Raw genomic sequence first — 10,788 nt, 5'->3', positions numbered from 1 at the left:
GTGGTAGTTGAGGTTGTAGGTCGCGTGCCGTGTGGTCTTCATCGTACTGCACACTATACCTTGAGCGACTATAAAACCACCGAAAAGCGTAGAGAGATCCAGTTCAGCTATCGAATGAGGTTGTGTACGCTATGGTCCGCTCGACCTGCGCCTGAAGACGCAGGTATGCGCTCGTAACTGTATCACGTCCGCCCGATCGATGTCAGACTGTTCCCGGAGACGTTCTACGACGATGGTAGTGTCTGCAAGTGCTGCTCGCAGTTCCGCTTTGGAGACATCATCGAGCAGTAACGCAAACTGCCGGTCTGGATAATCGGCAAGGAACTGAAAATCAAAAAGCCCCGATCGAACCCGCTTTCGGATGCGTTGCTGGTCTCGGTGTGTCTTCTCTTCATCGAGATCACCAAACTCGTTTCGAATCCGCTGGCGCTGTGTCTTTGTGAGTAGCGATGCCGATTTGCCAACCATACACCGCTATCACCGGTCTAGTGTTATATTTTTTGATGATTATGGTGCGGAGACAGCCATATATCGCGCTATCATGCTGTTGAGCGTCGTATCGAGCAGATATACCGACGAATTCTCAGTGGCTGTATCACCACTGAATATCAGTGTAGCACCATACACTGATGGTATTTGGCACAAACGATCTGCCACGTTTAATAGGGACTGTCGAATAGCCAACACTGCATGACAGTACTCCCACCAGTGAGTCTTCTACTACCGTATGAGGAGATCTTCACAAGCCACCTTGGACATCCAATTCTTAACGAAGTGATGATCTTTGCAGCCGAAAACATCGTCTACTTGGTTCCGTTGGTCCTCCTTTATCTCTGGTTCACTTCAGGATCGGAACGAACTCACAGTTCGCTCAGCCTCGGCTCACGTCCGGGAAAAACGAAATCAGTGTTCGTTTTCGTCACGATCGTCGTGGGTCTCGCACTCTCCTACATCATGGGGCAGCTCTACAGCCACCCTGCGCCGTATATGGCCGGATACGAGACACTAGTTGTAGAAGCCCCTGAAAACTCGTTCCCGAGCCAACACACGACAGTCATGTTCGCATTCGCGTGGCCCCTATTCTATCTTCAAGATCGATGGCAGGGATCCGTTGCGCTAGTGTTCGCTTCACTCGTTGGCGTCAGTCGAGTGTACGTCGGCGTCCACTACCCGATCGACATCATCGGTGCCGTCGGTGTATCACTGTTGGGTTTCACAGTGGTGTACGCCGGCAGAGGTGTTGTCGTCGACTTCGCAAGTCATTGTGTCCAAATCGAGGATCGGCTGAGAACTGCGCTGTCTGGGGCGCTCTGAGTTCTGGCAGACACCTTCGTCGCAAGACGCCGATGCCGCGTCGAATTGATCGGAATATTCCATCGTCGAGTGGCACACGCTATCACAGTCGTGTTCGGCTAACGTTCAGGGAGAGGTGTCCCGCCGATCGCTCGCGTTCGGATCGGAGGCGAAGCGCGATTCGGCAATGGCGAAGGCGAGCGTGCTGAACACACCGAGTAACGTACTCGCTGTGAGAACGATCGCCAGCGTCGAGAGGGTGACGGTTTCGAGCACGAATGCGCTCACGCTGTAGAGGACGGCCGCGATGGCGAGCACGTAAAACGGCGCGTTGAGGTGTCGCCACCGGAACCGTTCCCGGAGATACTCGTCGGTGACGTGACCGAGGCTCGCTGTGATACCGGCAGCAGCGAGCCACTGGACCGAACCGTACACGAACGTTGCTCCTGTCGGAAGAACACCGATCCCGTTGGGCTGTTCTGCCAGTGTTTCTATTCCGCTAACACCACCAATCACGATCAGAGCGGCCGCGACGACGTACGTTACAAGCGTCACCCGACCGGTGTACAGCCCCGTTCGGACGCGCTCGACCGCTGCGTCGAGCGTCTGATCGAGACCGAGTCCGCGAACGAGCAGATAGCCCCCGAACAGCCCACTCAGCACGCCGAACGTCGCGCTCGGGAGCTGAAAGAACTTCACGATCTCCATGAGCGGATAGACGAGCAACAGTATCCCGAGTGGTACCAGAATGGTGCCTCGCGTCTCCGGATCAGCGAGCACCTGTTTGAGGGTGTAGTACATCGATTCGAGGTCCTGTGCCTGTCTGACGACGACACGACGAACGCTGTCGATCGGGACCCGCGAGCGAATGACTGGGATGACGCTCTCGTCCTGTGCGCCGTCGGTCACGACGATCGCGTGAACGTCTTCACCCGTCGACAGGGACGCCAGAACGGTGTCAATCTCTTCTCCAACGGCTCGATTGGCGGCGACGTCACTCCCGTTCGTCCCAGTGACGGCCGCAACCTCGATCGTCTCATCGTCGATATCCTCGGAGAGATGAATACCTTCGAATAACACGTTAACGTCCGAGTCCTCGGGATCGGCGGTGGCGAGCGCGACAGCTGCTTCCTCGACGGATTCGCGTCCAATGACCGGTGTCTGCTGTCCGGTCTTGCGTCCGAGATCGTCGTCAAGGTCGACACAGAGGACCACCAACATCACGTAACGCTACGCATGCCTAGGGTAACTAATTTAACGGCGTCCGCTTTTCCGACGAGTGAAAGCGTCATAAACACATACAACGCTGGCAGCGGGGGGTATATGCGTCTACCGAACAGATACCGACCCATGCGAACGAGGCGTCAGGTGCTCGGCACGGTTGTGACGATGACGGTGCTCGCTGGCTGTTCGAGCGAGACGGAGCAGGACCCGTCTCCGGGGCTGTTTGCTCCTGCGTTCTCGGACGGATCGATTCCAGCGCAGCACACTTGTGATGGCAGCAATAGCTCCCCTGAGATCGAGATTTCGGATGTCGCCCGCGAGACGGAGTCGCTTGCTCTCGTGATGGTTGATGCCGACGTCCCAAGCCCAGAACCGTACGTTCACTGGCTCATCTGGAACATTCCTCCAGACACGGCCGTGCTTCCGAGTGGGATTCCCCAACGGGCGACGGTTTCCCTTTCCGAACGCGGCACTGATCCTGGGTTTCCAGATAGCGGTACGAACGGGCCGATCGTCCAAGGCACCAACAGCGCAAACGAGATCGGATACACCGGTCCCTGCCCTCCAAGGGGAGATGGGCCACACACCTACGCGTTCACGTTGTACTCGCTCACCTCGATGCTTACTGTTAACCCCGGGGCAACGTGGGCCGATCTCAAGACAGCCATGCAAGACCAACGCCTTGGATCGGCCACGCTCACCGCGACGTACGAACGATAATCCCGACCCGCCATTAGACCCCCGCCGACGGTGTCGAAATCGAGCGTCAGATCGCGGTCACTGGAATAATGTACTCGGGCTTATAGGACGGGTCACACGCTCCACCGATCGAAAGAACACACGATTTTTCCCCTTCGATGGAGTACCGGATGTAACGAATGATCTCAAAGGGCTGTGAACAGTGTGCCGAGGGGGGCAAGATGGTGTTGTTCGTTTACGGCTACTGTGATCAGCGCGACTGTTTTTACTGTCCGCTCGGTGAGAATCGCAAGAACGTCACGGATGTGTACGCGAACGAGCGCCTCGTCGAGTCCGACGAGGATGTGATCCGCGAGGCAAAGCGCATGGACGCGCTGGGCACGTCGATCACCGGCGGCGAACCACAGGAGGCCATGGATCGGACCTGTCGGTATCTTTCGCTGTTGAAAGAGGAGTTCGGTGAGGACCACCACACCCATCTGTACACTGGGATCACCGGCGGTCGGGAAAACATGCGCCGACTCGCGGCTGCTGGACTGGATGAGATCCGGTTTCATCCCCCTCTCGAACTGTGGGGCGATCTTCACGGCACTGAATGGGAGGAGATCCTGTACATCGCCCGTGAAGAGGGGCTTACCCCGGCGTTCGAGATCCCAGGGATTCGAGCCGAGCCGGAATTTCTGGAATTCCTCGATGAGGGCGCGGCCGACTTTTGTAACGTAAACGAGTTCGAGATGAGCGACGGCAACGCCCAGCGGATGAAAGAACAGGGCTTTGAACTCCGAGAGGGACACATGAGCGCTGTCGAGGGGAGCCACGACGTGCTTGATGTGATGGGCGACCACGAGCGGGTGTATTTCTGCACCAGCGTGTTCAAAGACGCCGCTCAACACCGCAACCGGTTGAAACGCATGGCGCGCAACGTCCGCCGACCGTTCGATGAGGTGACCGACGACGGCACGCTCGTTTATGGCAAAACGTGGCTGTCCGAATCGGACCTCCGAACGCTCGGCGTGCCAGAGGAGTTCTACACTGTGAAATCTGAGCACGTCGAACTCGCGTGGTGGCTCCTTGAGGAACTGATCGAGGAGGGCGACGCCGGTCGCGGCGAAGTCATCGAGCAGTATCCCACGGTGAACGGCACCGTCGTGGAACGGACGCCGTTGGCGTGAGTGGGTTCTCGATCGAATCCTACTGACCGAGTACCGCTTGCGGGCCGTCCCACTCCGTGGCAAGCAAGCCATACCGTTCGAGGTCGATATATTCGCCATCAACGAATCCCAGCTCTCGGCTCGTGCCCTCATGGACGAAGCCGAGCCGCTCGCACAGTGAAATCGATGCCTCGTTTGGACTGTTTGACACTGCCGAGATCCGGTGCAGCCCCAGCTGTTGGAAGCCATAGTCAATGAGATATGCGCTGGCTTCCGTCGCGTAGCCGTTTCCCCACGTTTGAGGCATGAACCAAACACCGAGATTCGCAAACCCGCGTGCGTGGTTGACGGGATACAGCTGCACCGACCCGATCGGGTCGCCGGCAGACACACCCTCATGGGGAACGACAAGGAGCGTCACACCATCTTCATCGCTGTCGATCGACTCGAACAGCTCTCGGTACTGTTCGCCATTGATCGGCGTTCGAAATGCTTCGATGTGGTGACGAACCTCCGGCTGATTGACGCCTCGTTGCAGGAATTCGATGTCTTCTTCTTCAACTGTTTGTAATTCAACGCGGTCGCATTCGATGAACGTTGGTCCTGACATGGATACAGCGACTGCTATTGCGTATTCGGGTACTCTTCTTCACCGACTCACCCCTGCTACGTAACCAATCAACAATCAGTTAGAAATGTTCACGCAAGGTCATCGGACAACTCTTGTACGATATCACTGTGTGTTCGTTATAACTATTCTGCAACCACAATTTATTGCCGAAAAATGATATAATTCCTCAATGTATCATCAGCGGTCTATCTAAACGCCTCACGTGTGGACATGTACTCTTACGACGACACTCCCGTGATCTCGGGTTGCAAGAGAAGAGATACGAGGAGTCACCCATCCGAATCGAGCAGTTCGATATCGGCCACGATGTCGTCGGGATCGTCGCCCGAGCGGATGCCGTTGAGCATGACGAACGCCTGTTTCGGGTCGAGGAAGTGACGACACACTGCTCGCCCGAGATCCGTCGGGGTCGTGCCGTCGATGAAATCGTACTCGATGAGCTTCCCCAGCGCGTGTTTCGTGGGCACGTTACCGATCATGCGGTCGTTGAGTCGCTTCGCGCTCGAACCGCCGACGACGATGTTGGCGAGCGTCTCTTCGATTGCTGACGATTCATCGTACCCAGTGTAAACGGATTCCATCTCGCCCTTGAGGAGTTTGAACGCCGTTTCGTCCTCGGTCATCTCCATGGAGTTGTGGTAGACGCCGTCGGGTTCGACCAGCAGATAGACGGTGCCCTCGTCGTGGAAATCAGGCCGACCGGCACGCCCGAGCATCTGGCTGAACTCTTGAACCGACAACCACTCGATACCCATGGCGAGCGAGTCAAACAGCACCTGCGAGGCCGGGAAGTCGACACCAGCAGCGAGCGCGGCCGTTGTGACCACGGCCGCAAGCTCCTGCTCACCGAACTTTCGTTCGACCGTCTTCCGGCGTTTGTAATCCAACCCGGCGTGATACGGCGCGCTGGGATACTCCAACGATCGGCTGATCGAGTGACACCGACGCCGCGAGTTGGTGAAGATGATGGTTTGCCCCCGGTACCCCTTCGAGGATTTCGTGTCGAACGCCCGTTTGACGAGTTTGTTCTCGATCCGTGATTTCTCCTGTGCCTCTGCGAAGGTAACGTGGCGCTCGATCGGCACTGGCCGCTCTTCGAACTCGATGAGCGTCGCCTTCAACGAGCCAGCGAGCTGTTTCGGATTGCCAACGGTCGCTGAGAGATACACCCACTGGGTGTCGGTCGCGGCCTGCTCACACCGGTGTTTCAGCCGGGAGATGAGTCCGTCGAGCCGGTGCCCGCGGTCGGTCTCTCCGAGCGTGTGAACCTCGTCGATGACGACAGTCCCGATGTTACCGAGATCTTTGCCCGTCCGGAGCGCGTGGTCAATCCCCTCGTAGGTGCCGACGATCACGTCAGCGTCGGGGTGGAACGTGGCACCGGTGTCTCGGACCCGACTGGCCCCAACGCGGATCGTCACGTCCACGATGTCGCCGTACGCCTCCGTGAACTGCTCGTGTTTCTGGTTGGCCAACGCGACCAGCGGCACGAGAAAGAGCATCTTGCCGTCTCCCGACAGCACCCGATCGATTCCGGCAAGCTCCCCGATCAGCGTCTTCCCGGTCGCCGTCGCGCTCACCACGAGCTGATCGCGTCCTGACAGAACGCCGTTTCTGACCGCGAGACTCTGCACTGGCAGGAGTTGCTCGAACTGTTCGGTGACCAACGCCGAGAGATCGGGATGTAGATCGAGCGATTCGGTCGGAACGGGATCAACCGCCTCAACCGTGGCGCTGATCTCGTCGAACTTGGTGAGATCGGGATCTAACTGTCCTTGCAAGAGGTTCACAATCCGATCGAGATCGCCAGTCTCGACCAACAGCTCTTCGAGGCGCTCGCGCGCTCCCGACTGAAGGCTTCGGTAGTTGAGTTCGCTTTCAAGTTCGCGTTTCGCACAGTCGAGACAGACGTGCTCGCTGTCGGTTTCGATCGCCGTGTCGCTCGTCAACGGCGAGTAGCGACCAGCGTTCGCACACCGGCGACACGTCCGGACGACTTTTCCCGCTAATTGATATCCCCCGAGCATCGACTGAACTCGGTTCCGCCCCTCTCGTGAGGTCTGCTCGGAGATCCGAATACGCGAGGCGCGTCGGGCGATGTCAACGAACTCCTCGGGCCGCCGGAGATCTTCCTCCGAATCCTGTTGGACGCGAAACCGTGCGGGACGCGGACCGGCATCCGTGGCCTTCAGTTCGAGGATTGCTTGGAAAAGCCGCTCTCCGTTGCGGTTGACGACGACAGTGAAGTCGTCGGATCGCTCGTGAAGAAACAGGGTATCGACTGCCGAAGCCTGCTGTGACACGTCCCAACTTATCCGATGGGAGTATTTGACTCTCCCGGAGTCGAGAGCCCGAGATACGATTCGAGCGTTCGCAGTTCGTCGGGCGCGATACCGAACGCCTCGATATCGTTGTCCGCAGCAACGTTGTCCATCTTCAGGGACTCGGCCTGATCGGCACCCATCGGCGCGCCGGGAATCGGATCGATGAGCGAGAGACCTGTCGTGACGAGCGCCATCGGAATCGGCACGATCGTCACCGAGTGACCGTTCGATCGAGCGACGAGCTCCGTCACATCCGCAAGCGACAGCACCTCCGGCCCGCCGAGTTCGTACGTTTCGTCGGCATGGTCATCGTTTTCGATAGCAGCAGCGAGCATCTCTGTGAGATCGTCCACCCAGATCGGCTGAAACCGCGTCGTTCCACCGCCCGGAAGCGCGGTCACGACGGGCGTCGTGAGCATCTCCGTGAACGAGACGAATTCTCCACCCTCCCCGAATACGATCGAGGGACGGATGATGACGTGCTCCATCTCGGCGTTTCGGACAGCGATCTCGGCCTGTCCTTTTGATTTGATGTACGCTGTCTCCCCGTGTGGGTCCGCCCCGAGCGCGCTCATCTGAACGATTCGTTTTACCTCGTGCTCTTCAGCGGCTGCCACGACGTTCTCGGTGCCGCCCAAATGGACTTTAAAGTGCTGTTCGCTGCCACCGCTCGGCTTGAACAACGGCGATAGGGCGACCAGATTCACTACACAGTCCATCCCTTCGAAGGCGGGAGCGATCGAATCGTGCGCCGTCACGTCTCCTACCGCGGTTTCAACGCCGTCCGGCAGCTCCGACTCGCTGGGTGTGCGAGCAAGCACCGTCACGTCGTGGTCTCGATCAATCAGCGTCGCAGCCAAGGTCGTTCCGATGAATCCGCTTCCGCCCACGAGAAGTATGTTCATGGCATTCTGTTCAATGGAAACATCCGTAAATCTACTGCCTGAAGCTACAGATCACGGCAGCTTATTATCTCGCCTGCGAACCCAGCGTATGCTCATCACGATTGAAGGGATCGACGGAAGTGGGAAAACGACGGTGTGGGAAGCGCTACACGACAGCGTTGACGCTGTGTTCACTAAAGAACCGACTGATTCGTGGTACGGCGACTCTGTCCGCCGGTCGCTTTCTGACAACGACGCCGATCCACTCGCAGAATTGTTTCTGTACACGGCCGACCACGCCGACCACCTTGCGCGCGTGATCCGCCCGGCGCTTGACCGTGGCGACATCGTCATCTCCGATCGCTACGCCGATTCTCGGTACGCTTACCAAGGAGCCAGCTTGGCGGGCGTCGTCCCCCGACCAATGGAGTACGTCCGAGGGATTCATCAGCCGTTCACGCGCCCGCCCGACGCGACGATCTATCTCGATCTCTCCCCACAAACGGGTGCCCAACGCGCTGGCGCGAACGACAAGTTCGAACAAGCCGACCACCTTGCCGCCGTTCAAGCGAACTACGAACGGCTCATCGATCACGAACCCGAGCGGTTCGTCCGCATTGACGCTGACCGATCGCCCGAGGCGGTCATCGACAGCGTCGAACGAACAATCGAACAGTTGGTATGATATCGCTGTCAGTCTCGATACGGAAGTGTCGTCACGTCGAAACAGTCACAATGGCGGCCGTACGTGACGATGTAATCGATCTCCCTGTCGGCCATCTGCTGGGCGACGACGAAATCCGTGAGTGATGCGTTCAGATCGGTTCATTCCGCGAACCTGTTCACTGCCTCCTCGAATATCGAAACATATTCGACTCGATAGAGACGGCTCTCACCGGCTTGGATCGGGTTACGTCGGTGGGAATTCGACAACTCCCAGTTGATGTAGTAAACTAAGGCCAATTACCGATAGTAGGGATCATCGACAGCATCGAATAGTATATATGATGTGGAATTTATTATTCATTATTGGTATTTATCTGGGAGGGTCACTTCCTCAGGATCGGGCATCCAGAAGTAATCGAACGTCATTCCGAGCGCGAACGGAACGAGAATCAGGAGAACAACGACGGTGACCGGATCTCCCAGATCGAAGCCGAAGCCGGCAGCACTCATCACCTGTGTGAGGATGACAAGCACGGGCGGGATGAGCGCGAGGGCGAACACCACTGGTCCCCATCTCGTAGTGAGGCGAACGCGGAAAAACCGGGTCATGAGCGCCGTAGCGGTGGCATTGACGAAGAGCATGACGAGCAGTTGGACGCTGTCAGCGACCGAAACCATACGCGTGTTTTGGTGTCAGCCCTCTTTGTCGTGTCGAAGCCCTGTCGGTCGGTCGATCACCGCCGGTCCGCAACGTCTTTCAGAGTTAGCGTTGACTCGTCTGCATGCACCGGGTGATCACTGAGAACGACGTGGCCGATACGTCGTTCGACGCCGAGGAGACACGCGCGATACTCCGAGAGATGGTTCGTGCACGAACGTTCGACGAACGAGCGGTGGCTCTCCAGCGACGAGGTTGGATGAGCGGCTATCCGCCGTTCAACGGGCAGGAGGCTTCACAGGTCGGTGGAGCGTACGCGCTCCGGGACACGGATTGGCTCGTGCCGACGTACCGATCGAACGCGATGCAACTCGCTCGTGGGATCCCACTGAGCGACATCCTCCGGTTCCGGCGGGGCCATCCGGAGTATCATTCGGATCCCGACTGTCCTGTCTTTCCACAGGCGGTTCCGATCGCTACGCAGACGCTCCATGCTGTCGGCATCGGGATGGCCATCGACTACGACGATTCGAGCGAGACGCCACGGGTGCTGTGTTATCTCGGAGATGGAGCGACGAGTGAGGGTGATTTTCACGAGGCGCTCAACTTCGCTGGCGTGTTCGACGCCCCGGTCGTCTTTTTCTGTGAGAACAATCACTGGGCGATCAGCCTGCCTCGGGACCGCCAGACGGCAGCCCCGACTATCGCGGCCAAGGCCGACGCCTACGGGATCGAGGGAATGCGAGTCGACGGCAACGATCCGCTCGCTGTCGCGGAAACGGCTGCGAACGCGCTTGACCACGCCGACAACGGGGAGCCGGTTTTGGTCGAGAGCCTCACGTACCGTCAGGGTCCCCACACCACTAGCGACGATCCCGACCGCTACCGCGACGATGTTGCTCTTCCCGACTGGCGTACTGCCGACCCGATCGAACGGTTCGAGGAGTATCTCCGGGAGCAGGACATCATCACGGATGGATTCGTCGACGACATCGAACAGCAGACCCGCGAACAGATCAGTTCGGCCGTCGAGACGATCGAGGAGACCGAAACGGAGTCACCCGAAGACGTATTCGATCCCGTTTATGCGGATCTCCCGCCGCGTCTCCGGCAGCAAGCCCACTTTTTTTCCGCTCGGGTGAGCGAAGCTCACCCTCCCGCAAAAAACCTGGACTAAAAAAGCCGCGAGCGAAGCTCGCGGTGCTGCACCTTGTCCGCCCCGCCACCGCCTCCGCCCCGCGACCGCGCTGCAACCGCC

11 protein-coding genes are annotated in these 10,788 nt (G+C 58.2%); 5 read left to right on the top strand and 6 right to left on the bottom strand.

Annotated features, from left to right (window positions below; translation table 11 throughout):
• Window positions 1-129: 129 nt before the first annotated feature.
• Entirely contained in the window at window positions 130-468 is a 339-nt protein-coding gene (locus EIK79_RS17525) for a hypothetical protein (protein ID WP_124957065.1), read from the bottom strand.
• Between the two features lie 222 nt (window positions 469-690).
• On the opposite strand from EIK79_RS17525, the gene EIK79_RS17520 reads away from it, so the two are divergent.
• Window positions 691-1,314, top strand: a complete 624-nt coding sequence (locus EIK79_RS17520) for an undecaprenyl-diphosphatase (protein WP_124957063.1) — start codon at window positions 691-693, stop codon at window positions 1,312-1,314.
• Window positions 1,315-1,419: 105 nt separating this feature from the next.
• On the opposite strand, the gene EIK79_RS17515 is transcribed toward EIK79_RS17520, so the two are convergent.
• Window positions 1,420-2,514 (bottom strand): DUF373 family protein, encoded by a 1,095-nt coding sequence (locus EIK79_RS17515; protein ID WP_124957067.1) that lies wholly within the window; start codon window positions 2,512-2,514, stop codon window positions 1,420-1,422.
• 129 nt (window positions 2,515-2,643) lie between these two features.
• Between EIK79_RS17515 and EIK79_RS17510 the strand changes: the two genes are divergently transcribed.
• Both EIK79_RS17510 and EIK79_RS17505 read left to right on the top strand, forming a co-directional pair.
• Window positions 2,644-3,237 carry a YbhB/YbcL family Raf kinase inhibitor-like protein gene (locus tag EIK79_RS17510; RefSeq protein ID WP_185715694.1) on the top strand — a complete coding sequence of 198 codons (594 nt, stop codon included), beginning with the start codon at window positions 2,644-2,646 and terminating at the stop codon, window positions 3,235-3,237.
• Between the two features lie 158 nt (window positions 3,238-3,395).
• Window positions 3,396-4,388: a radical SAM protein gene (locus EIK79_RS17505; protein ID WP_124957059.1), complete on the top strand. Its 993-nt coding sequence runs from the start codon at window positions 3,396-3,398 to the stop codon at window positions 4,386-4,388.
• 19 nt (window positions 4,389-4,407) lie between these two features.
• Here EIK79_RS17505 and EIK79_RS17500 read toward each other — a convergent pair whose 3' ends face one another.
• The 3 genes from EIK79_RS17500 to EIK79_RS17490 form a co-directional block, all read right to left on the bottom strand.
• A complete protein-coding gene (locus tag EIK79_RS17500) occupies window positions 4,408-4,977 on the bottom strand; it encodes a GNAT family N-acetyltransferase (protein WP_124957057.1) in 570 nt (189 codons plus the stop codon).
• 290 nt (window positions 4,978-5,267) lie between these two features.
• The gene (locus tag EIK79_RS17495) at window positions 5,268-7,301 is read right to left on the bottom strand and encodes a DEAD/DEAH box helicase (RefSeq protein WP_124957055.1); all 2,034 of its coding nucleotides are present in this window, start codon (window positions 7,299-7,301) and stop codon (window positions 5,268-5,270) included.
• A gap of 8 nt (window positions 7,302-7,309) precedes the next feature.
• Window positions 7,310-8,227 (bottom strand): complex I NDUFA9 subunit family protein, encoded by a 918-nt coding sequence (locus EIK79_RS17490; protein WP_124957053.1) that lies wholly within the window; start codon window positions 8,225-8,227, stop codon window positions 7,310-7,312.
• A gap of 88 nt (window positions 8,228-8,315) precedes the next feature.
• Here EIK79_RS17490 and tmk point away from each other — a divergent pair, with 88 nt between their 5' ends.
• Window positions 8,316-8,891: a dTMP kinase gene (tmk, locus tag EIK79_RS17485; RefSeq protein ID WP_124957051.1), complete on the top strand. Its 576-nt coding sequence runs from the start codon at window positions 8,316-8,318 to the stop codon at window positions 8,889-8,891.
• A 341-nt stretch (window positions 8,892-9,232) separates the two neighbouring features.
• Here the strand turns inward: tmk and EIK79_RS17480 are convergent, their stop codons facing one another.
• The gene (locus tag EIK79_RS17480; protein ID WP_124957049.1) at window positions 9,233-9,550 is read right to left on the bottom strand and encodes a hypothetical protein; all 318 of its coding nucleotides are present in this window, start codon (window positions 9,548-9,550) and stop codon (window positions 9,233-9,235) included.
• A gap of 104 nt (window positions 9,551-9,654) precedes the next feature.
• Here EIK79_RS17480 and EIK79_RS17475 point away from each other — a divergent pair, with 104 nt between their 5' ends.
• Window positions 9,655-10,707, top strand: a complete 1,053-nt coding sequence (locus tag EIK79_RS17475) for a thiamine pyrophosphate-dependent enzyme (RefSeq protein WP_124957047.1) — start codon at window positions 9,655-9,657, stop codon at window positions 10,705-10,707.
• The last annotated feature ends 81 nt before the right edge of the window (window positions 10,708-10,788 follow it).

The organism is Halocatena pleomorpha, assembly GCF_003862495.1.
Classification (GTDB): Archaea; Halobacteriota; Halobacteria; order Halobacteriales; family Haloarculaceae; genus Halocatena; species Halocatena pleomorpha.
Note: the sequence above shows the minus strand (reverse complement) of the source record. Positions and strands in the feature narration are given on the sequence as shown.